Below are 22,997 nucleotides of genomic sequence, written 5' to 3' on the forward strand. Positions count from 1 at the left end.
CTACCCAACACAACCCCATTTTTCAAATTATCTTAAATTATTGCTTCGACCGCCTATTTTTTGAACTGAACAGTTACTTTTAATGCTTTTCCTTTGTGTTTAAGAACTTTTTTTAAACAATTAAGTCCAGTAGAATATGTCTCTTGCTTCACATTTTTTGGCACTTTTGATTGAAAATACGGTTTGCTGGTAAAAAGGCTCGATATTTATTGCTTGCTGCATCTTTTGCTGCGAGCCCGCTTTGCTATGCCATATCAACGCATAACTTCTATGAATTGGCTTTATCAATATTAAGTTATAGCAAATGGTCGAATACAAATCGGCCAACCATTTGTGTCATAGACAATCAAGATGCTGCGAATCAGTTCCAAAGCAATATTCGTCAGCTTGCTTATGAATATCAAGTTCAGGCAGTCAGCGCTAAAGACTTCCCGAAAACAGAATGTCATGTTGCCTATTTCACAACAACGTCACCGCAACAACAGCAAAACTTGATTCAAGCCTATCCGTCCCGATCGTTGCTTTCATTGAGTACCAATAACCCAGCCTGTGAAATTGGCAGTATTTTCTGTTTATATAACAAGAAGACCTTTTCTACTTTTAAGGTAAATTTGGATGCGTTAAGTTATTCCAAAGTGCATATTGATCCTCGTGTTTTACTTTTAGCAAAGAATGCAGGGTGAACAGGATGATTTCTAATTTATATCAATCAACGTCCTTACACGCTTTATTCCGTAAGTCGCAGTTTGCGATCTTTGCAATTACTTTCGTAATTTGTTCTTTTACATTCGCCACAATTTCCATGTTCACTATGGAAACCTATGCGAAACAAAATTTACAGTTATTAAGCCAAACGGTTCTGGAACGTGTTCAACCTGCAGTGGTGTTTAGAGATAAAGGTGCAATTGATCAGATCCTTGATGATTACACCAGTGAACATGCTATCCGCAGTATTCATGTTTATGATCCACAGCAACAACTATTGGCTGAAAGTACCAAAAAAGTTGCACATACATCAGTGATGCAAGATTTAATGGATCGTTGGTTTTTACATGATCCCGTTAAACTCATGGTAGTCCATCATAAGAAAAAAGTAGGCGAACTGGTGCTCTATGGTAGCTCCGAGAATATTTTGCACTTTTTAAAGACCATTATTATTGGTCTTGCAATTTCAATGTTCTTCATTGTGATTGCTTTATTGTGGTCGGTGAATATTACCTATCGCCAAATTATGCAAGCAATAAAGCCACTCACCCATATTGCACAATTGGTCAGTGATCAAAAGGCCTATAACTTACGCTTCCCCAACAACCATATTCACGAATTTCAAAATTTAAATACCGTATTTAATGAACTGTTAGAAGAAATCCAAATTTGGCATACTCATTTGCAAAAAGAAAATCGTCAACTGTCATTCCAAGCCCACCATGATCAACTGACGAGCTTGCCAAATCGTCATTATTTTTATCAAGAATTATTCAATATCTTCGAAAACCCGCAATATCGTCACAACTCGGCCTTATTATTTATCGACAATAACAAGTTTAAAATGATTAATGATGAGTATGGGCATTTAGCCGGTGATGCGGTTTTAAAAGAAATGGCGTCTCGTTTAAGGCTATCGGTCCGCCATGAGGATTTTATTGCGCGTTTAGGTGGTGACGAGTTTGCCATCATTCTACATGCAATCCATCACACTGATCATTTAACAACAATCGCTGAAGGCGTTCTCGCAAGTTGTGAGCAGCCTTTAGCGTTTAACGGACAAATGATTCATTTCGGTTTTAGCTTAGGGGTTGCTTTTTCTCAGTTTGCAGAGAATCCAGAGGATTTAATTATGCAAGCCGATCAAGCCATGTATAAAGCTAAAAATTTAAACCCACATTGGTTTCTTTATAAACCAGAAATTTAGGACATGTTATGCGCACTCACACCATTAAAATTTCATTTATTGCGTTGCTCTGCCTAACATTGGCTGGCTGCTTGAGTTTTGGCCCGTTGAAATATCGTCAGGTCAAGATGCTGAAGAAAGAAGGTTTCGTATTGACAGATGAAGGCTGGACACTGGGCCTACCTGAACGTTTATTATTTGATTTTAATAAGGCAGAGATCAAACCTGAACATCAAAAAGAGATTGTTCGTTTGGCCACGCAATTAAATAAATATGACCTACAAAAATTAAAAATTGTTGGTCATACCGATGATATTGGTAATCCAGAATACAATCAGAAACTCTCTGAAGAACGTGCTCAAAGTGTTTCAACAATTTTTGTCGCTCAAGGCTTTAAGCAAAATAACCTAACTGTAGTGGGTCGCGGCTCAAGCCAACCTTTTGTAGCCAATACATCAGATGAAAACCGTGCCAGCAACCGTCGAGTGAATGTCATCATTATCCCATAAATGCTCATCACGAAAAAAAACCGACTTTATTAAGTCGGTTTTTTTATTTAAATCAGTTCAATGATATCAATCGTTGGTGGCACCCGAAATCGAAAAGGTACACCAACCATCCCCGTTCCAACCGTGACAAAAACATCCGCATGTTCATGGGTATAGAAACCTTTCTTGTGTCCCAAAATTGAAACGCGTTTCATAATATAACTGGTAATCCACGGTAATTCGATCTGCCCACCATGTGTATGTCCCGATAGCATTAATGGGCGCGTTGGTAACTCAGGCACCATATCTACAGTGTCGGGATTATGTGACAAAATCAACCAAGGCTTATCTTGTGGTAAATCTGGCATAAAACGCATATTCGCCTTCCCTGCCCACAAATCTCCAATCCCGATCAAACGGAACTCATCAAAATCAACAATTTTCCCTTCAATATCTATGACATTGTTCTGTTCGAGTGCCTGACTCAATAATGCCTGAATTGGAGGACCTGGATATTGTTCATCATGATTACCTGGTACCGAATAAACAGGTGCCTGAATTTGCTTTAAAACCTCAAGCTCCTGTATCAAGCGATTTTCAGGTTCATAGGTCCAATCACCAGCAACCACAACCAAATCAGGTTGCGCTTGATTGAGTTTCTTTACAATGCTTTTTAATTGTCGCTCATGTCCTGAAAATAAACCCACATGCATATCAGCAACTAAAGCGACTTTAATCGGTCGGGTAAATTCACGTTCTGAATTGAGTCGATACTGATGATGTTGAAGATGAATTTTGTGTGGCTCAATAAAACGCGCATAGATCAACACACTGCTAAGTAAAAATACAAATCCTGCTTGATGAAGACTGTAATATCCAACCCAGCCAGCATAAATACTAAAAAACCAGAGTGGGACTAATAAATAAGACAGATAAAACGCCAATAAATGTACAAAGGCTTTAAATGGATGGATGGTTTCTGTACGTGCTTGATGAACCCAAGCTTGAATCAATGCCCAAAATGCCAGAACGGCAAAAATAAGATAAAAACCAAAAATAATAGTATCCGAATTCGACATTACAGCCCTCATTAACTTTACCTTAGGGACATACATCTCATCTTATATTTATCTTTTTCGATGAAGTGGTATACTCGAGCCCAACTTTTAATCAGTAACGATTATGACGCAATTTTCTCATTTAAATAGCAAACATACAAAGATAAGTACAAGTACTTACAATAAAAGTATGGTTGCGATTTATTGTTCAATTGCACTGACCGTTACAGGTTGCAGTACCTTACCTAAACATAAAATTGAACCTGTCATTCAAACAACCACACAAATCGACACCTCACAAACATCTTTAGCACAAGTGATTCGCCCCCTACAAGAACAGCACCCCGAGCTCACGGGTTATCACGTTTTGTATGAGCCACTAGAAGCACTCGCAGCTCGACTGCGTTTAATTGATAAAGCCGAAAAAACCTTAGATTTACAATACTATATTTGGGACAATGACAAAGTTGGGGCTTTGGCCTTGCATGCACTGATCCGTGCTGCAGATCGCGGTGTTCGCGTTCGACTATTGATTGATGATAATAATGCCAAGCATACCGAAGGTATTTTTTTAGCTTTGGCACAACATCCCAATATCGAGGTAAAACTATTCAATCCTTACCGTTTCCGAAAATATCGTGCAATTGATATGGTACTGGATCTAAAGCGCATTAACCGTCGTATGCATAATAAGAGCTTTATTGCCGACCATCAGGTGGCTTTGATTGGTGGGCGCAATATGACCAACCAATACTACAATGTCAGTGATACCTATCAGTTTTCTGACGTGGATGTGATGCTATTCGGTACCGCTGTAAATGATATTTCCAAATCATTTGATGATTACTGGAATCATGAATATGCCTACGATGTCCGAGAAGTGGTTAAACAAAGTACTCACCGTTTAAGCTATGAAAGTTTAAAAGAGCAACTTGATGAGCACTATAAACGAATCACGGTACAAAACTATGTTGATTTAACCAGCCACTCTCAAGCCGTCGACGCACTCATGGATCGGGATATTTCACTCGATTGGGTCAAAGCAGAAGTGGTCAAAGACTCACCTGATAAAATCAAATCTAAAGCTAAAAAAGAAGAACATCTCAACTTCCAGTTAATTAACCACCTCGAACAACCAGAAAAAAATATCGATTTAATTTCTGCTTATTTTGTTCCTGAAAAGAAAGGAACAAAAATTTTAAGTGATTTGGCAAAAGATGGTATCGAAGTCAGAGTATTGACCAACTCATTTAAAGCCAATGACGTAGCAGTGGTACATGCTTTTTATGGGAAATACCGCCAAGAACTGCTGGAAAATGGCGTACAACTATATGAGTTTTTACCTGCACTTGATAAAAGTGATTTAGATAAACACACTGAAGAGCTGGCCAAAAAAGCCAAGGTCAATATCAAAGGTTTAAGTCGTTCGAGTCTACATGCCAAACTGATGGCACTCGATGAAAAACAGGTCTTTATTGGTTCTTTTAATTTTGACCCGCGTTCCGCTTATTTGAACACCGAGATTGGCGTATTACTGAATAGCCCGCCATTGGCACAAGCAGTACATGCGACCATGGATCAGAACCTAAAGACTTACGCCTATCGCTTGGTTTTAGATGCCAACAAGAAAATTACGTGGCAACGTGAAACACCACAAGGTCCTTTGATTTATACTAAAGAACCCAAAATGAAATGGTGGCAAAGAGCAGGCATGAAAGTGATTTCATGGCTCCCGATTGAAGGATTTATGTAGTTTCCACGCTTTCTGGTAGTACGGACAATACTTTTCGCTGTAAGCGCTCTAGACCAGCACGCATTTGGCGGTCGACTTCCTTGGTTAGCGTTTCTACCGTATGCCCTTCGACTGGAATGGCAGGTAATGTCATTAAATGTGCGGTGACTTGAGGCATCTCCAAAACACGTTGCACATGCTCCGCAAATGTCATTTCACCGATAAACGGCGCAACCAAATCCAGTTCACCTTGTTGATTCACATAGCAAATCACACAAATCTGCACAGGTCGTTGCGCTTCAATTGCAGCACCTAATAAGCGGCCATGTACTTTTTTGACTTTACTGCCATCGGTGGTGGTTGCTTCAGGAAAGAACAGTACAGGAATATCTTGTTTTAAGAATTCAGTAATTTGCTCACGAATGCGAATCGAATCACCTGAACCACGCTTAATAAATAAAGTGCCACCGCCTTTTGCCAAGTTCCCTAAAATAGGCCATTTTTCAACTTCGGCTTTGGCCAAGAAAAAGATGCGTGCACCCGAGCCCAACACAGCCACATCTAACCAAGAAATATGGTTACTCACCCATAAGGCAGGCTCACGAGGAATGGTGCCATGAACTTGGACTTCAATATTAAAGACTTCACACAAACGGCGACAGAAATACTGCACATAACGGGTATTTACAGGATTATTTGGATCTTTATATAAACCATGACGGTAAATAAGATAGAAGCCCTCACCAATGGTTTCTAAACCTGCGGCTAATTTTTTACTATATAAACTGAATTTCGAAAACAAACTTAAAGGTGTGTTATTTACTGCTGTTGCTTGTTGAGTCATAAATTCTTAAAACCGTACGCATAGATGCACATGTGCATTGAATTAACTCTGTTATATCATGTCGATATTGCCTTATAGAAGTTTCCTTGATAACAAAAAACGAATGTGAGCATAAATTTTTTCAATTTTAAAAGATTTATCAGATCAAATATTATAAATAAATCGAATTTACAGATTAAAAGGTGATGTGATGAACCCGCAAAGCACGACATCTGAAACCCAAACCACCATTCCTTATGGCTATGCTTTAAGAATGTTTTTGGGATGGTCTATTTTGTATATGGGCACATTAGTCGGATTCATTGAGCTGATCCGTCGTAATGTCATATAAATCCGCGAAGGCTTTGCCCTTTAGTTAAAGTTTATTCTAGAATAAGGCTTTAAATATAAGGATTTCATAAGCACGTGGAAAATTTTGAGCAGCGTCAAAGCGGTGAACGGGCAATTTTAGTCAGTGTGTCTGTCCAGCTCCTCGACGATCTTGATGCTGAAGAGTTTCGATTGCTCGCTCAATCTGCTGGCGCTGAAATCCTTGAACATCTCATTGTGCAACGTAATAAGCCTGACCCGAAATTTTTTATCGGTTCAGGGAAAGTCGATGAGATTGCCGAGTTAGTCGAGAGTCTCGAAGCGGAATTGGTGATTTTCGACCATTCACTCTCGCCCGCGCAAGAACGTAATCTAGAACGAATTCTCAAGTGTCGAGTGATTGACCGTACTGGTTTGATTCTGGATATCTTTGCGCTCCGCGCACGTACCCATGAAGGGAAATTACAGGTTGAGTTAGCTCAACTTAAACATTTATCCACCCGTTTAATTCGTGGCTTTACGGGCAATTTAGAACAACAAAAAGGTGGTATCGGCCTACGTGGCCCTGGTGAATCACAACTGGAAACAGACCGCCGACTGATTCGAGTGCGTATTACTCAACTCAAAGACAAACTGGTTAAAGTACAGCAAACTCGTTTACAGGGACGTGCCGCACGCCAAAAAGCTGCCATTCCAACAATTTCGCTAGTGGGATATACCAACGCGGGCAAATCGACTTTATTTAATATTTTAGCCAAAAGCGATGTCTATGCTGCCGATCAACTGTTTGCGACCCTCGATCCCACTTTACGTCGCTTAGATTGGGACGGTATTGGTACCGTTGTGCTGGCAGATACCGTTGGATTCGTTCGTAACCTGCAACATGATTTGGTGGAATCGTTCAAAGCCACCTTAGAAGAAACATTAGAAGCGACCTTGCTGCTACACGTCATTGATAGCAGCAGTCCGAATATGCCTGAACAGATTGAAGCGGTAGAATCAGTACTGAAAGAAATCGGTGCCGATGCCCCGATTTTGCATGTCTACAATAAAATTGATCTCAGCGGTGATGCCGCCAAAATCATTTATAAAACATCTGACGTCCCTGATCGTGTCTATGTATCCGCCCATTCAGCTCAAGGACTTGAATTACTCAGTCAAGCCGTACAACAATGTCTGATGGGACAATTACAACAGTTTGACTTAGTGCTAAAACCCGCTTACGGTAAATTACGCACACAACTTTATACGCTGAACGTGATTCAATCGGAACAGTATGATGAGCAAGGTGATCTGCATTTGTCGGTGTGTATTGCCCCTCATAAACTGGAACAAATCATTAAACAAGCCCATTTACCATTAGACGAAATTCTTGGAAAAAAAGCTTCCTTATTTCAACGCCCTTTGGAAGAATTTGAAATAGATCATCCGTCCCTATAATTACGATCAGCCATCGTTCCGATAAACGAGAGTTAGAAAGAAAATGAAAAATATTGATTGGACAGCTTGGTTTGGCACGATTTTATTAATTATCGTCTATCGTGAAGGAGCTGTCGCAATCACGCAAGCTTTTGGTCATCCTGAATTGGGCAATCTGGCTGGGCTGATTAGCTTATTAGCAACATTGTTAATCTGGAGACGTTTTAGAAAAATCTCCAATCGCCTGATTGATACCAACAACAAAATCTTAAAAGAAAGTGCATTTGCTTTTCTACCGATCTGTGCAGGTTCATTAATCATGCTGGTACATATGGGCAAAGAAATTCCTGCATTTTTATTTATTCTAACTTTCAGTACATTATTGCCATTATGGATTTATGCCAAAATGGCGAAACGTTGGTTATAAGGAGCTGATCTATGTCAATGGTTATCTATGGCTTCATCATTACCTTCGTTAGTTATCTTCTTGCCAAACCACTGAATCAAAAATTCCCACAAATTCCACTGATTGTGTTTGGCATGTTTATTGTGATTGCTTTCTTGGCAATCTTCGGCATTCCTTACCAACAGTATATGGATAACGTGAATGGCGTTTTCAACCATCTACTCGGCTATGTCACGGTTGCTTTGGCAATTCCCTTAGCCGCAATGCGCTATGATGATCTACCGCTAAAATCGATGATTGGGATTTTATGCTTTGCCAGTATTAGTGCGGTTGCCCTACCAATGGGACTGGCCTATTTACTGCACATGTCTGAGCCAACTATTATGGCTTTTGCAACGCGTGCTGTGACTACTCCAATTGCCTTGAACATCGCAACCCTACTGCATGCTCCTTTGATGATGGTGACACTGATTGTGATTTTATCAGGTGTGATTGGTGCGGCATTCTCCCCTTGGATTTTAAAACATATCCATGACGAACGTGCTTCTGGTCTGGCGCTAGGTTTAGCTGCGCATGCAATTGGTACAGCTCAAGCATGGCAACGCGGTCCTGTCACAGGTCGTTATGCAGCCTTTGGTATGGCAGTAAATGGTGTATTTACAGCCATTTGGCTACCGACCTTTATTCTATCTTTATCTTAAAATTTGCCGCAGATATCACATAAAGATTGAACTAGTTGTCATATATCCGCCATAATGTAAGCTTAAACGTTAAAAGGATTTTTAATGATGGGCAAACAATTATTAAGTGCGTTACTTTTATCTGCGGTGAGCAGTTTTACTTTTGCAGAGGATATTACGGGGCTCTGGCAAAGTATTGATGACAAGACGGGGGCGCCTAAAGCATTGGTTGAAATTCGTAAAGAAACGAATGGAACATATGCGGGCAAAGTAGTTAAAATTACGCCACGTACAGGTTATACACCTAAAGAAACCTGTGTGGATTGTCCTGCACCCTATACCAATAAGCCAATCATTGGTTTAGACGTGGTAACAGGTTTGAAATATAGCGAAGGCTTGAACTATACCAACGGTCGTATTCTCGATCCAAATTCAGGCAAAATTTATAGTATGAAAGCCAAACTCAGCGCCAATGGTAAGCGTTTGCACTTACGTGGTTATCTCGGTGTATCGGCATTGGGTCGTAATCAGATCTGGATTCGTGCTGAGTAAAATCAATAAAATTTAGAGCCATTAGACGCACTTCTCTCTGATCAAATTGATCTCGGTTCTAGCTAAAAGCTTCTTCATATCGTGAAGAAGCTTTTTTAATTTCAACATAAAAAATAATTGAAATTTCAAATATTAAAAATATACAACCGTAAAATAATGATTGAATCTCGAATTAGAAATCCGAAATAATAGCAGGACAGCCATGGCAGCAAGGAGGCTTTAACATGAACATGTCGACAAAATTGATCTCTTCTCTCTTCTTATTTACACTCAGTCATTTTGCTTTTGCTCAAGACATTGCTGGGATTTGGCAAAGCGTTGATGATGTAACAGGTGCCCCCAAAGGACAGGTTGAAATCATACAAGAAGCCGATGGCTCCTATACGGGTAAAATTATCAAAATTACCCCACGTACAGGCTATACCCCCAAAGAATTATGTACGGGCTGCCCTGCACCTTATACCAATAAGCCAATTTTAGGTTTAAATGCGATTACCAAGCTAAAACATAAAAAGGACCTCACCTACACAGGTGGGAAAATCTTGGATCCGAACAGTGGTCGTGTCTATAGCTTGACTGCAAAACTCAGTAGCAATGGGCAACGCTTACATTTACGTGGCTATGTTGGCGTCTCTGTACTTGGCCGTAGCCAAATCTGGATTCGGGTCAATTAAGTTGATACAAAAATAAAAAGCCCTGTTATACAGGGCTTTTTATTGATTGAATGATGAAGGGCTTAACGACCTTGCAACTTCGAATAATCTAACAAGACATTTGCCGCTTCATTGATGAAGGTTTCTTCTTCAGGCAATGGTGGACGCAAATGTGCTTTCATTTTGGCACGAGATTCAACCAATGCATCAATAGATGCCTGATAACTTTCCCAGTTTGCATACGGTGCTAAACCTGTTGCAGTGCGGCGTTGATTTTCTGCATTCAAGGTTTGTTTCTCAAGATCAATCAACTCGGCGCGGCGCTGATTAATATCGAGCACCACTTTCTTTTGATCCGAAGTTTTCTTGGCAATTGCTTTACGTGCTTCTAAATATTTAAATTGAGAATCTGCCGCAACACGTTGTTCAGATGATTGAGCCAATTTAGCAACATACGGTTGCACTGAACCTTCACGTTTGAATGGTGCTGTTGGAATGGTATCCCACTTCAAGGCATTTTTCGCTTTACGCTCACCAAACTCCTCATTGTAAATATCAACCAACTTGATATCTGGGATCACACCTTTATTTTGGGTACTACCACCCGTAATGCGATAGAACTTACGTTGCGTCAATGTTGCCTGACCATAAGCCAAAGAGTCTAATTGAACTTGTGCTGTCCCTTTACCTGTCGTGGTACTACCAATGATAATCCCGCGCTCATAATCTTGAATCGCCGCAGAATAAATCTCACTTGCAGAAGCCGATGCTAAGTTAACCAATACCGCCATTGGGCCTGCATAGATTTGCTCACCACCATCGGTATCTTCAAATACATTGACATTACCGTTGCCGTCACGGATTTGCACCACAGGACCAGACTTGATCACCTGACCGAGCATACGCGCAACTTCTTCTAGAGAACCACCTGGGTCATTACGCAAATCAACCAAGATACCTTCTACTTTTTGTGCCTTAAGTGAATCTAATGCTTTGGCTGTATCTTCAGAAACTGAACGGTATTCAGTACCTGCACGACGAGAGCGATAGTCAAAATAGAACGATGGAATTTCAATCACCCCAAACAGATGTTTTTTACCATCACGGGTGATTTCAACCGTACGTGAACGCACACCCGCATCTTCTTCTTGAATAATATCGCGGGTTAAAGTCACATTACGTGCTTGACTCATCGATGCACCCGCACCCAATAAGCGGACCACAACTTTGGTACCACGTTTACCACGAATTAACCCGACGATTTCCGAACTCGGCCAACCAATCACATCCACCATTTTCTCGCCATCTTGCGCGACGCCAATGATACGATCTCCTGATTTCACCTGACCTGATTTACTGGCTGGCCCACCCTCAACGATGGTCTCAATTTTGGTGTAGTCTTCATTACCACGTTCAGGACGGATCGAAACACCAATTCCCTCTAATTGTAGTGTAGTCTGACGATTCAACTCCATCGCATCAATCGGTGGGTAATAGTTACTGTGCGGATCGTAAGTCGCCAACATTGCATTCAATGTTTTCTCTAACACGTCATCACTTTTCACACGCCCAATACGCTCTAACTGACGGGTATAACGCTTGGTTAAGGTTTGCACTGGTGTTAGATCTTCAGGTCCAGTCAAATCCTGACCATTCGCCAGCGATGGATCTGCTTTTAAAGCTTTTTGCTTCGCCTGCTCTTCTTCTTTACTAATGGTTAAATTGATCAACTGCGACACTAGCATTTGCTGCCAATGTTGTTGTTGCTCAGCCGTTGTTTTGAAATACGGTGCTTTTTCACGATCGGTATCGAGATAGACATCTTTTTGATTTAAGTTCTGCGGCTTTTTCAACTCTGCCAACATAAACTCATAAAATTGTTTCAAACGATCACGGTATTGCGCATGAATCGCGAAAGGTCCAGTTAAGTTACCCGCTTTTAACGAACTACCAAAATTCGAACCATATTTCTTTTGATATTCTTCAACTTCACCGTTTAGAAATAATGAATGATCTGGATCAAGACTATCCAAATACATATTCAAAACACGGTTTGAAGTTGCTGCGTCTAGGCGCATATTTAAATAGTGTTGACGATCTACCAATGTGGCTAACTGACGTGCAACCAATGCCTGCTCTTGTGATGGCTTGATTACCGTTGAAACGACAGGTGCCTCAGTCGCCGCAAATGCCTCATTTATGGTATGAGAGAAAAATAAACCACCAGTCGCGATTGCAACTGCACACGCTATCATTTGAAGTTTCATAAAATTTTGGTACTTCCTTGGATATGGCAATTATTACATGCAGATGTGATTAAGATGAATATATTTCACTCAACCACTTCGCTACAGGTAAAACTCATCGGTCATTATAAATAAATAACCAACAAGCACTTATCATCAATATCATGTAGTTTTATCATATTCTGTACTGACAAAATGTAGCAAATCATTGCACAATTTAGCTATCGTTTTTTTCACCAAATTTTTCATCAAAATTCTAACGGAATCCTTATGATCGGCGCGTTGATGCTAGATATTGCTGGCACAGAACTTACTCAAGAAGATATTGAACTATTACAAGCTCCGCAAGTCGGCGGCATGATTTTATTTGCACGGAATATTGAATCCCCTCAACAAGTCCGTGCCTTAACCGACCATATGCGTCAAATTCGTCCTGAGATCCTCATTGCGGTGGATCAGGAAGGTGGCCGAGTACAACGTTTAAGACAAGGTTTTACCTTACTTCCAGCGATGGGACGTCTAGGTGAACATTACCTAAGTCAACCACAACAAGCGATTGAACTGGCTGAACAATGTGGCTGGTTAATGGCGATTGAAGTCCTCGCAGTCGGGATTGATTTTAGCTTTGCTCCTGTTTTGGACCTGAATGACGTGAGTGATGTGATTGGTGATCGTGGTTTTGCCAAAAACATGCAAGACATCGTGCCACTAGCTGATGCCTTTATGCGTGGTATGAAAAAAGCAGGTATGGCAACGACGGGCAAACATTTCCCTGGGCATGGTTCAGTCAAAGCGGATTCGCATGTTGCAGCAGCAATTGACAGCCGCTCTTATCAAGACATCTATGACAAAGATATGCAAAGCTTTATCAAGTTGATGCCTCAGCTTGATGCGCTCATGCCAGCCCATGTGATCTATGATCAAGTCGATCCAAATCCAGCAGGCTTCTCACCGTTCTGGTTACAAGAAATCTTACGTCAGCAGCTTAAATTTGATGGCGTACTATTCTCAGATGATTTGAGTATGCAAGCTGCGTGTGTTGCAGGTGGTGCCGATGCACGTATTCAAGCCGCTTTAAATGCAGGTTGTGATATGGGCTTAGTCTGCAATGACCGTGCAGCTGCATGTACCGCGTTAGATGGAATCCAAACATTAGCGTTACCAAACCAACAACGTTTAGAACGTATGCGCGGTAAAATTCCAAATATTCAGGTCGGTACCACATTGACTTTAGACGATGAAAACTGGCATAGCGTCAGAAAAGTCATTGAAGAGTTTAAAAATTCGTTCTAACTTTACTTAGATTTTTTCATTATTTTATTAGCATAATGGAATCTTGCCGAGTGCTCATCTGATTGAAAGATTTTGCCTTCGGCTCGACTTACTTTTCAGGGATGAAAAGTAAGCAAAAATCCTTTGTTAGGCTGAGGGTACATCCTTGTAACCCCAGCCCAACGGCGGCATCCATGCCGCCCTACGGTAGTAAATAACAAACCTAAAATCGGATTTAGTAGAAAAATCTCAATTTTTAAAAAAGAGATTAACTTTATATATCCCAATTAGGAAAAATAGAGTCTAGGACAGATGACACAACAACTTTCGAAACATCGCCACATTTCATTTACCGCACACTACACTGGCTATATCTGGTATCAAATGGGGATCTCACACCCAGCACTGGCAACAGCAAAAGGAAAAACACTGGCAGCCTTAGTTCATCCAATTGAAAGCTGGGCAGAAAAATATGTCGGCGGTAGCATGCGTACCACACTAAAACAACGACACCGCATGTTGGATAGCCACTTAAAAGAATTAATTGAGCAACATCCTGATTTACAAGTGCTTGAAATTGCATGTGGTCTATCGCCACGCGGTTGGTGGTTTAGACAACATTATCCAAATATCACATACCGTGAACTGGATTTACCCGATATGGCAGCGGCCAAACAAGCTGCACTACAACAAATTGAAAGTCATGTGGATGAAGTTCTGTCTGTCGACTTATTTACCGATGCCTTTGCTGCTGCATTTGAAGTATTTGATCCTCAACGCCCATTGGTGATTATTAGTGAAGGACTCATCAATTACTTTGAAAAACCAATGTTACAGCAACTCATTCAAGCCATTGCCAACTACGGTCAAAACTTTAAAGAGCTGCATTATTTAACAGACATCTACCCAGAACCCACCCAAAACAAACTAGCAACGATCATCTGGAACAGCAGCCGTTTATTAAAATGGATGTCACGCAGTGCATTTAGTTTTCATTTTAAAAACCCAGCCGAGGTCGAGAATTTCTTTCAAGAAGCAGGCTTTAATCAAGTTGAAGTTCTGCAACCGAAACAATTTTTTGAACAAGCAACTTTAGAAAATACGCAGCAGCATTTAGGTGACTTGGTCTGGGTGATTCAGGCGAGCAATAAATAGGGATCATAAAAAAGGGAAGTGGTTAATCACCACTTCCCTTTTCAAATCTTAGGTTCTCATTAAGCTTGTTTTTGGCGCTCAATAAAACGCGTTAAACGATCAGCAATCTCAAAACTGCCATGTTTAAACAAGATGCGCAGTCCTTGCTCAGTTGCATCAAAGTTTAAACATTCAATTTTAAACTCACCTTCTTCATCAGCTAAATGTAGTGCTAAATCACGAGGATGTTGGCGAACAAAATCAAGCTGTTCAAGATCATTAAGTTTTAAATAAACACCAAAGAAGGTGATATCGACAACATTCACTGCCACTTCAGTCACTAAATGACGGTGAGTCAATTTAGTCTGTGGTTGCAACACAGCAATACGTTCTTCACCCCGACGTTCAATTTTTTGCATTTGTTCACGCGTCATCGGGATAATACCATCCAGATTATCGATAGATTCCCCTTTCAAAAATGAGGTAAACAAATTCATGGTTTCTTTACGGCGCTGCAATTGTGGTACATGATCTGCATTTGCAATTAAAGCAAACTGCATGTCTTGGCATTGCAAAGCAAAATCAGCATTTTCATGCGGTAAAGTAAAACTGTCGTACTGTCCAGCAGCCACCAAAGTTTTACATTGGGGTACTGGCACATCACTTAAACGCAATAAACGGTTGCAGTTAATTTCATAACGCTCACGTTCAGTTGCACTAAATTCTGCCATTTGCCTAAAGAATAAACGCTTTGCTGTTGGCGACATGCGAGTTTTATCAAGCTTGGCATGATTCACTAAATATAGGATCACCGCTTGACCAAACTCATCCATGCGATCTTCGCGCATTAAATGCAATGATTCTTCCAGCAGCATCCGCCAACTTTTACGCGTCTTCTGCATCACACCCATCAATACCATACGGTCAATCAATTCGGGACGTTGGTGTGCAAATGACGATGCAACCACCGAACCTAGCGACATCCCCATCATTGAAACTTTCTCAAGTCCAACAATATCGAGCCATTGACCAAGCATTTTAGATAATTCAGGCAGCTCCAAGATTCCAGCAGATTCACCTGTATCAACATTACGAATCTGTTGATTCGCTCCCATTGACGGTAAATCGATGAGAATAACGGGACCACTCTCAAAGAGTTGCTCAACACAATACTTATAAGAGTTAAAATTTTGAAATGCGCCCCCGACAATTACAATCGGCGTGTTGTAGATCGTTTTCGGATCTGCAATTGCCATATATTCAATTTTCCAACCATCGATCCACGTGGTACGCGCTGGCTGTTTAAAACTGTTTTTATTGTAAATGTCGAAAAAACCAAAGCCTGTGTAGGTATGATTTATATCCGAGTCCATTTGGATAATGGAATTCATGTCCTTCCTCCATCCTTGTTTATTTTTTTGTTGCAAGCATCTCATTTTCAGCGAATTCAACTTGCAAGTTAACAAATTTATAAAATTTGTATTACATTTATCCTATACTTTTTCATTCTATACATATGCACGTTTTATACGCAATCATTTCCTTAACCACTTATCTTGTTTAAAGCACTAATCTTTTGCAAAATATGTAATCTTGGCTTTATATTCAATATCTTCATCGCACTAAAATAAAAACTTTTGTGCCAATTAACGCTTGATAATTTTTTGAATTGTCAGTTCAGCCTATTCATTGTTCAGCATTTGACTGTTACTATCTTTATAAATACATGCAAATATCAAAATGCTATGCAAGACTCTATTCAAGACTACATGCAACAGGTTGGTACTCAAGCGCGTCAAGCGTCTCGTGTTTTAACGAGTGCATCGACCCATTTGAAAAACCACGCCTTGTCTGCAATTTATACGGCTTTGGAAAATAATCAAGCACAAATTTTAGCAGCCAATCAAATCGATATGGACAGTGGTCGCCAACGTCAATTGGACACTGCTTTACTCGATCGTTTAGAACTTACCCCTGCTCGTTTTAAAGGTATGCTGCAAGGGCTCAAAGATGTGATTGCCTTGGTTGATCCGATTGGAGAGATTACCGATCTTGCCTATCGTCCGTCAGGGATTCAACTTGGAAAAATGCGTGTGCCTTTAGGCGTGATTGGCATGATCTATGAATCAAGACCGAACGTTACCCTTGAAGCAGCATCATTGGCTTTAAAATCAGGCAATGCGATTATTTTACGTGGCGGATCAGAAGCACTTGAATCCAATAAGGCCATCGCAACTGCGATCCAACATGGTCTACAGATTTCAGGCTTGCCAGAACATGCGGTTCAAGTGATTGATACCCCTGATCGCGCGGCAGTGGGTCACCTGATTACCATGACTGAATTCGTGGATGTGATTGTACCCCGTGGTGGTAAAAGCTTGATCGAACGAATCAGCAATGAAGCACGTATTCCAGTCATTAAACATCTAGATGGCAACTGCCATGTATTTGTTGAAGCACAAGCGGATTTGCAAAAAGCCTTACCGATTGCGCTCAATTCCAAAACGCATCGCTATGGTGTGTGTAATGCCATGGAAACTTTATTGGTCGATGAAGCGATTGCTGAGGAATTCTTGCCACGCATTGCCGAACTTTATGCTGAAAAACAGGTTGAATTACGCGGTTGCGCTGAAACCCAACGTATTTTAGGTGTATCCGTGAAAACGGCGACAGAGGAGGATTGGTATACCGAATATCTCGGTCCAATTCTTGCGATTAAAGTGGTCACTGGTATGGATGAAGCGATTGAGCATATCAATAAGTATGGTTCACACCACACCGATGCGATTATTACTGAAAACTTTAGTCTAGCCCGTGAGTTCTTGGCGCGTGTGGATTCAAGTTCGGTGATGATCAATGCTTCAACCCGCTTCGCTGATGGCTTTGAATATGGTTTAGGGGCAGAAATCGGCATTTCAACCGATAAAATCCATGCCCGTGGTCCAGTTGGCCTAGAAGGCTTAACTTCACAGAAATGGATCGTTTTTGGTGATGGTCAAATCCGTCAATAACAGCATTGACGACTTGAACACAACAACACGATAAAGGCCATTCACTTGATCTTTATCGTGTTTTTATATATTTGCATACAAAAATAATGATAAAACCAACAGATCAATCAAAACAACGACTCATTTCCTAATTATACTGAATAGGTTGATTTATAAACGGGTCGTATAGGCTAAAGTCTATCTTCGCCAAGACGACATCCCATGTTAAAACATTGCGCTTGATTCCCCTGCCTCATGCGTTGCAGCAAGATCAAAGTGTTCATCATAAAATTTAAAATCTGTTAGGTGTTCAAACGTGGCTATATCTGTATTAGTAATTAACTGTGGTTCATCATCAATCAAATACGCGCTCGTCTCGGAACGTCGTGAAGACCGTATTTATGGTTTGGCAGAAAACCTGGGCGCTGCAGATGCCCGTATTAAAGGGGTTACACTGGGTGGCGAACCACTGGAACTTTCAATTCCCTATGCAGATCACGCCAAAGCCCTTGAAACATTATTGGCTCGTTTAGCGAACTATAACCCGCAGGCGATTGGACACCGTGTGGTTCACGGTGGCGACATCACCAAAGCAGAATTACTCACGCCAGAACTGGTTGAGCGTATTGAAGCAGCGACACCTCTTGCACCACTGCACAATCCAGCCCATTTGATTGGAATTGAAGCCACCATGCGCTTATTCCCTCAATTGCCTCAGGTTGCTGTATTCGATACCGCCTTCCACCAAACCATGCCTGAGCGTGCCTATCGCTATGCCCTACCACAATTTTTATATACAGCACACCAAGTTCGTCGCTATGGTTTTCATGGCACTAGCCATGCCTATGTGACCGAACGTGCCAGCGAATTGGCAGGTCATAAAAATGAAGGTGGCTGGCTCAGTGCACACTTGGGCAATGGCAGTTCGACTTGTGCAGTATGGAATGGTCATAGTGTCGATACTTCTATGGGTATGACGCCACTTGAAGGTGTGGTAATGGGTACGCGTAGCGGTGATGTCGATCCAAGCTTACATTTATTCCTTGCCAGTAACCTCGGCTGGGATATCCAAAAAATTGACAGCATGCTCAATAAAGAAAGTGGCTTATTGGGCTTATCTGGTTTATCCAATGATATGCGCACCTTGGTTGAAGCCTCTGAAAATGGTCATGATGGTGCAACCCTTGCCATTGAAGTATTCTGCTATCGCCTCGCCAAATCGTTATCAGCGATGAGTTGCGGTCTACCCCATCTGGATGGTTTAGTCTTTACAGGTGGTATTGGTGAAAATTCGGCTTATGTCCGTGAAAAGACTTTAGGCTATTTAGCACATTTCGGTTTTCAATTTAGTAAAGAGAAAAATGATGCCTTGGCTCGCGGTAGTGAAGGTCGTATCGACGATGGTACAGGTCCACAAATTTGGGTGATTCCGACTGATGAAGAAGGTCGTATTGCCAAAGAAACCCGTCAAGTACTTGAACCAACAGCTTAATCAACCTATTAAAAAAATTTAAGGTCACTATGAATACGATTTTACTCATCCCCACAGGTGAAGGTGTTGGCTTAACTTCAGCCTGCTTAGGTATGATCTATGCACTAGATTGCAAAGGGATCAATGCGGGTTTTTTAAAACCCTATTCTCAAATAGCAGACACTACGGTTGACCGTACCACGACACTCTATCGTCATTTATTTCAGCATAAATCTGCCGAGCCAATCACCTACGAAAGACTGACTCAACTGATTGCCTTGGGCGAAACAGATGAGCTCCTTGAGGAGGCCGTTGCACTACACCGTCAAATTTCAGCTGATCATGATGTGATTATCGTTGAAGGTTTGGTTCCGAATGGACAAGATCATTTTGTCAGTGAAATCAATGCTGCACTCGCACAAGCACTGGATGCACAAGTGGTTTTGGTCAGCACCGCAGATTTAGCTGATCCACGTAAAACCGCAGAAAGAGTCGATGCACATTTACGTCAATTTGGTGGTGCAGCTTCGGCACGCACCACAGGCGTGTTGTTTATGCGAACCAAAGGCTTGCCTGAGGGCACGGCCGAAATTCCGGTCACACTTGATCCAAGTCTACGCCTAGACCAGCACATCGATGCTTTTGCCTTAGAATTACAACGTTATAACCGCTTTATGGGCACCGATGAACTCCCGATTATTGGATTGGTGCCATTCAGCAATACCCTCAGCGTGCCACGTAGTTTAGATATTGCTTCGATCATCAATGGTACATGGTTACATCAAGGTGAAGCGAAGCAACGGCGTATTTTGCATACCAGTTTAATTGCCTCGAATATCGAGTCTGAACTGCATAAATTCGTTGCGGGTGAATTGATTATTAGCGCATCACAACGCACCGATGCGATCTTGGCAGCCAGTCTTGCCAGCAGTAATGGTACGCCGCTCGCGGGTCTGGTTTTAACCGAGCAAGCTGCGCCAGCAAGCAATGTGCTTGAGTTCTGCCAAAGTGCGATTAAGCAAGGGCTCCCAATCTTACACACGCCTTTAGATACCTTAGAAACAGCACAACTGCTGCATCGCTTTGGCAATGAAATTCCAATTGATGATACTGAACGTGCAGAGCAAGTCACCCGTTTCGTGTCGAGTCATTTGGATAGCAATTGGCTGGATCAACATACCCAGAACAACCTACATCCGCGCTTATCGCCTTCAGCGTTCCGTTACGAGTTGGTACAGAAATCCATTGCTGCAAAAAAACGTATCGTCCTGCCAGAGGGTGATGAACCACGTACCGTACAAGCGGCTGTGATTTGTCAAACCCGCGGCATTGCACAGTGTATTTTATTGGCAAAGCCTGAATCGGTTGCCGAAGTGGCGAAAGCACGCGGTATTCAGTTGCCCGATGATTTACAAATTATTGACCCGGATACTATTCGTGATCAATATATCGAACCGATGGTAGAACTGCGTAAAGGTAAGCTTGATGCACTACAAGCCAAAGCACAATTGCAAGATACCGTGGTACTCGGCACCATGATGTTGGCACTCGATCAAGTCGATGGTTTGGTATCTGGTGCGATTCATACCACTGCCAACACCGTACGCCCAGCATTCCAGCTGATTAAGACCGCTCCGAATTACTCACTAGTCTCATCCATTTTCTTTATGTTGTTGCCTGATGAAGTCTATGTCTATGGTGACTGTGCGATTAACCCAGATCCGAATGCAGAACAACTTGCTGAGATTGCGATTCAATCGGCAGATTCAGCCAAGGCCTTTGGTCTAGATCCACGCATTGCCATGATCAGCTATTCTACTGGCACATCTGGTACTGGTGCAGATGTCGAGAAAGTAGCTGAAGCGACTAAAATCGCACAACAACGTCGTCCAGATTTACTCATCGATGGGCCATTACAATACGATGCTGCCTCGGTTGAAAGTGTCGGTCGCCAAAAAGCACCGGACTCGCAAGTAGCAGGACGTGCCAATGTATTTATTTTCCCTGATCTAAATACAGGTAATACCACCTATAAAGCGGTACAACGTGCTGCCAATGTGGTGAGTGTCGGCCCAATGCTACAAGGTTTAAATAAACCTGTGAATGACTTGTCTCGTGGTGCTTTGGTCGATGATATTGTATTCACCATTGCCTTGACTGCGATTCAGGCGAAGCAGCAGGATTAAATTCACTATTCGATTGAAATAAAAAAGCCCTTTAGATTGAAAGGGCTTTTTCATTAGCGGTATTGAGCCAACCAGATCGTATGTCCGGTACATTCAACATCTTCAGCAATCATTTTAATCAGCTTAAACCCATTGTCTTGCAGCAAAGTCTGATACTCCTCTGCTGAGAGACTGGCATGGTACAGTGGCTCCCCACTGAGTTCACCAATTGCCTCGCCCTGTGCAGGCCCACTGCTAAACATTAAAGCAGTACCTGATTGTGCATATTCGGCAAAACGTTTAAACATCTTACGTTGATCATCTTGGGTGAAGTGGAAGAAACTATCCCACGCAACAATCCCCTGAAACTTGTGTTCAGTAAAGTACTCCCGAAAATCTTGCTGCACCCAGACCTGTTCAGGGAAAGACTGCCGTGCCATTTCAATCATGTATTCCGAAGCATCAACACCTATTACCTGATGTCCTTGAGCAATAAAATAGGCAGCAATCGGCTGCGCTGAACCACAGCCCAAATCTAAAATATGCGCCGAGTTTGGCAGCAGACTGAGAAAACGATCGAGCCAGACCTTCTCAGACAGAAGCTTTCCTCGTAATTCAATCCATTCACGAGCATGCTTCTGGTAGAGTTCAATAATATGCTGCGCTAGATGTTCCTGTACCATGTCATTGCCTATTATGAGTCATTCTTTTTTTAAAGCGATTGAGCAAAATCTTAACAAGATTCTGGCTTATTTAATGTCTGAATTTTCTTGGTTTGCGGTCCTTTTACAAAGAAAATCGCATTCCCACATAGGATCAAAATCACCCCGATCACCGCATTCATGTGCCAGTGATAATCCTCCCATACCGTCGAAATCACCAGTGCGACCAAAGGAAATAATAAGGTGCTATAGGCCGCTTTACCTGCACCAATCCGTCCGACCAAATAGAAATAGGCGGTAAAACCTATCACCGAACCAAAGATCGCGAGATACAGTAAAGCACTGATTGCACTGAATTGCATGCTTGGAAAAAACTCATCCTGTCTAAACCATGAGATCAAGGCCATCAGCAGTGAGCCATACAACATACCGTAAGCATTGGTGGTAAAAATATCCAACCCATGTTTTTGATGGCGTGTACTGATCATATTGCCCAAAGAGAAACCATAAGTCCCTAAAATACATAGTCCAATACCAATCAATGTATTGCTGTTTAAAGTGGTGCCCACCACGTCATGCCAGAACAAGGCAATAATCCCGAGCACCCCCAATAATGCCGCAGGATAAAAGCGCGTTGATACTTGCTGGGCAAAGAAGAGCTTAGCGTTGATGGTATTGAAAATCACCGCCATGGAAAAAATCACGGCCTCTAAACCACTACTGATATATTGCACCGCATAATAAAAACAGACAAAGTTAAAGCCAAAAATACAGCAGGCCTGTAACATACAAAACAGATGATCTTTGCCTGCTAGTTTCTGCAACTTTCGGCTCAAAGCGACGAAAACAAATAGTACCATTGCAGAAATAAAAAAACGCCAGAACACCGCAACACTGGCTGATATCCCACTTTGTTGTTGCAGACTGATCGCAATCCATGTGGTGCCCCAAATCACCACAACCAAAGCATATAACAGCGCATTCATATCATTAGAACCAAACTCAATTACCTCGACGACTATTTT

General features: G+C 41.7%; 21 protein-coding genes. 15 read left to right on the forward strand and 6 right to left on the reverse strand.

Annotated features, from left to right (window positions below):
- Positions 1-209: 209 nt before the first annotated feature.
- Genes WA352_RS00005 through WA352_RS00015 form a run of 3 tightly spaced genes read left to right on the forward strand, consistent with a single transcriptional unit; the run spans position 210 to position 2,400 of the window.
- Positions 210-683, forward strand: a complete 474-nt coding sequence (locus tag WA352_RS00005) for a YfiR family protein (RefSeq protein WP_004804270.1) — start codon at positions 210-212, stop codon at positions 681-683.
- A 5-nt stretch (positions 684-688) separates the two neighbouring features.
- Positions 689-1,912, forward strand: coding sequence for a diguanylate cyclase domain-containing protein (locus tag WA352_RS00010; RefSeq protein ID WP_004804267.1), 1,224 nt, complete (start codon positions 689-691; stop codon positions 1,910-1,912).
- Between the two features lie 8 nt (positions 1,913-1,920).
- Positions 1,921-2,400 carry an OmpA family protein gene (locus WA352_RS00015; RefSeq protein ID WP_004804266.1) on the forward strand — a complete coding sequence of 160 codons (480 nt, stop codon included), beginning with the start codon at positions 1,921-1,923 and terminating at the stop codon, positions 2,398-2,400.
- Positions 2,401-2,447: 47 nt separating this feature from the next.
- On the opposite strand, the gene WA352_RS00020 is transcribed toward WA352_RS00015, so the two are convergent.
- On the reverse strand, positions 2,448-3,458 hold the full coding sequence (locus WA352_RS00020) for a metallophosphoesterase (RefSeq protein ID WP_033134103.1): 1,011 nt from the start codon (positions 3,456-3,458) through the stop codon (positions 2,448-2,450).
- Positions 3,459-3,627: 169 nt separating this feature from the next.
- On the opposite strand from WA352_RS00020, the gene WA352_RS00025 reads away from it, so the two are divergent.
- Positions 3,628-5,190 (forward strand): phospholipase D family protein, encoded by a 1,563-nt coding sequence (locus WA352_RS00025; RefSeq protein WP_374755512.1) that lies wholly within the window; start codon positions 3,628-3,630, stop codon positions 5,188-5,190.
- Here WA352_RS00025 and WA352_RS00030 read toward each other — a convergent pair.
- On the reverse strand, positions 5,183-6,013 hold the full coding sequence (locus WA352_RS00030; protein WP_033134105.1) for a lysophospholipid acyltransferase family protein: 831 nt from the start codon (positions 6,011-6,013) through the stop codon (positions 5,183-5,185). The two genes, WA352_RS00025 and WA352_RS00030, sit on opposite strands and share 8 nt — an antisense overlap.
- Before the next feature lie 190 nt (positions 6,014-6,203).
- Between WA352_RS00030 and WA352_RS00035 the strand changes: the two genes are divergently transcribed.
- The 6 genes from WA352_RS00035 to WA352_RS00060 all read left to right on the forward strand — a co-directional run bounded on the left by WA352_RS00035 (position 6,204) and on the right by WA352_RS00060 (position 10,053).
- Entirely contained in the window at positions 6,204-6,344 is a 141-nt protein-coding gene (locus tag WA352_RS00035) for a hypothetical protein (RefSeq protein WP_164467929.1), read from the forward strand.
- A 74-nt stretch (positions 6,345-6,418) separates the two neighbouring features.
- Positions 6,419-7,762 (forward strand): ribosome rescue GTPase HflX, encoded by a 1,344-nt coding sequence (hflX, locus tag WA352_RS00040; protein ID WP_033134106.1) that lies wholly within the window; start codon positions 6,419-6,421, stop codon positions 7,760-7,762.
- 43 nt (positions 7,763-7,805) lie between these two features.
- Positions 7,806-8,168: a hypothetical protein gene (locus tag WA352_RS00045; protein ID WP_005201085.1), complete on the forward strand. Its 363-nt coding sequence runs from the start codon at positions 7,806-7,808 to the stop codon at positions 8,166-8,168.
- A gap of 11 nt (positions 8,169-8,179) precedes the next feature.
- Complete coding sequence (locus WA352_RS00050; RefSeq protein WP_005201086.1) at positions 8,180-8,848, forward strand: LrgB family protein; 669 nt, start codon at positions 8,180-8,182, stop codon at positions 8,846-8,848.
- A gap of 84 nt (positions 8,849-8,932) precedes the next feature.
- Positions 8,933-9,379, forward strand: a complete 447-nt coding sequence (locus WA352_RS00055; protein WP_171248670.1) for a DUF2147 domain-containing protein — start codon at positions 8,933-8,935, stop codon at positions 9,377-9,379.
- A gap of 224 nt (positions 9,380-9,603) precedes the next feature.
- Positions 9,604-10,053 (forward strand): DUF2147 domain-containing protein, encoded by a 450-nt coding sequence (locus WA352_RS00060; protein ID WP_033134109.1) that lies wholly within the window; start codon positions 9,604-9,606, stop codon positions 10,051-10,053.
- Between the two features lie 62 nt (positions 10,054-10,115).
- Here the strand turns inward: WA352_RS00060 and WA352_RS00065 are convergent, their stop codons facing one another.
- The gene (locus WA352_RS00065; protein WP_033134110.1) at positions 10,116-12,299 is read right to left on the reverse strand and encodes a carboxy terminal-processing peptidase; all 2,184 of its coding nucleotides are present in this window, start codon (positions 12,297-12,299) and stop codon (positions 10,116-10,118) included.
- Between the two features lie 249 nt (positions 12,300-12,548).
- Here WA352_RS00065 and nagZ point away from each other — a divergent pair, with 249 nt between their 5' ends.
- Positions 12,549-13,571, forward strand: a complete 1,023-nt coding sequence (nagZ, locus tag WA352_RS00070) for a beta-N-acetylhexosaminidase (RefSeq protein WP_033134111.1) — start codon at positions 12,549-12,551, stop codon at positions 13,569-13,571.
- A gap of 291 nt (positions 13,572-13,862) precedes the next feature.
- Entirely contained in the window at positions 13,863-14,705 is an 843-nt protein-coding gene (locus WA352_RS00075; protein ID WP_033134112.1) for a class I SAM-dependent methyltransferase, read from the forward strand.
- 59 nt (positions 14,706-14,764) lie between these two features.
- Here WA352_RS00075 and WA352_RS00080 read toward each other — a convergent pair whose 3' ends face one another.
- Positions 14,765-16,075, reverse strand: coding sequence for an alpha/beta fold hydrolase (locus WA352_RS00080; RefSeq protein WP_033134113.1), 1,311 nt, complete (start codon positions 16,073-16,075; stop codon positions 14,765-14,767).
- A gap of 354 nt (positions 16,076-16,429) precedes the next feature.
- On the opposite strand from WA352_RS00080, the gene WA352_RS00085 reads away from it, so the two are divergent.
- From WA352_RS00085 to pta, 3 genes are all read left to right on the forward strand, one after another.
- Positions 16,430-17,695: a glutamate-5-semialdehyde dehydrogenase gene (locus WA352_RS00085; RefSeq protein WP_033134114.1), complete on the forward strand. Its 1,266-nt coding sequence runs from the start codon at positions 16,430-16,432 to the stop codon at positions 17,693-17,695.
- A gap of 295 nt (positions 17,696-17,990) precedes the next feature.
- On the forward strand, positions 17,991-19,166 hold the full coding sequence (locus WA352_RS00090; protein WP_033134115.1) for an acetate/propionate family kinase: 1,176 nt from the start codon (positions 17,991-17,993) through the stop codon (positions 19,164-19,166).
- Between the two features lie 29 nt (positions 19,167-19,195).
- Positions 19,196-21,331 carry a phosphate acetyltransferase gene (gene pta, locus WA352_RS00095; protein ID WP_005201102.1) on the forward strand — a complete coding sequence of 712 codons (2,136 nt, stop codon included), beginning with the start codon at positions 19,196-19,198 and terminating at the stop codon, positions 21,329-21,331.
- 53 nt (positions 21,332-21,384) lie between these two features.
- Here pta and WA352_RS00100 read toward each other — a convergent pair whose 3' ends face one another.
- Complete coding sequence (locus WA352_RS00100; protein WP_033134116.1) at positions 21,385-21,993, reverse strand: class I SAM-dependent DNA methyltransferase; 609 nt, start codon at positions 21,991-21,993, stop codon at positions 21,385-21,387.
- Positions 21,994-22,043: 50 nt separating this feature from the next.
- The gene (locus WA352_RS00105; protein ID WP_033134117.1) at positions 22,044-22,958 is read right to left on the reverse strand and encodes a DMT family transporter; all 915 of its coding nucleotides are present in this window, start codon (positions 22,956-22,958) and stop codon (positions 22,044-22,046) included.
- Positions 22,959-22,997: the final 39 nt, after the last annotated feature.

This window comes from Acinetobacter sp. 102 (assembly GCF_037028485.1).
GTDB classification, from domain to species: Bacteria; Pseudomonadota; Gammaproteobacteria; order Pseudomonadales; family Moraxellaceae; genus Acinetobacter; species Acinetobacter higginsii.